The sequence below is a fragment of the Pseudomonas sp. 2822-17 genome (assembly GCF_002742485.1).
Taxonomy (GTDB): Bacteria; Pseudomonadota; Gammaproteobacteria; order Pseudomonadales; family Pseudomonadaceae; genus Aquipseudomonas; species Aquipseudomonas cyclaminis.
In genome coordinates this window covers 1-310 of sequence record NZ_LJRZ01000164.1, presented here as the reverse complement: position 1 = coordinate 310, position 310 = coordinate 1, and the positions used below count along the sequence as shown (strand labels likewise).

The window sequence follows — 310 nt, the reverse complement described above, 5'->3', positions numbered from 1 at the left end:
TATATAGCAGCACTTGCACCTGCTGGTCCACCACCGACAACTAGTACGTCAAATGGATCTTTTTCATTAAATTCTGATGCATCTGGACCATCATCAATTTTTGAAAGAAGTTCTCCAAGTGTCATACGCCCACTACTTAAGAATTCTCCATTTAGGTATACAGTTGGCACAGCCATAATATCTTTACTGTCTACTTCTTCCTTAAAAGCAGCACCGTCAATCATAGTGTGAGTAATACCAGGATTAACAATACTCATTAAGTTCAAAGCTTGTACAACATCAGGACAATTATGACAGCTTAAGCTGATAT

1 protein-coding gene is annotated in these 310 nt (G+C 38.1%); it reads right to left on the bottom strand.

The genetic code is table 11. The annotated features are described in order from the left end of the window. Positions 1–310: thioredoxin family protein (locus tag AOA60_RS01385; protein WP_178075303.1), on the bottom strand; the 310-nt coding region annotated here is incomplete at both ends.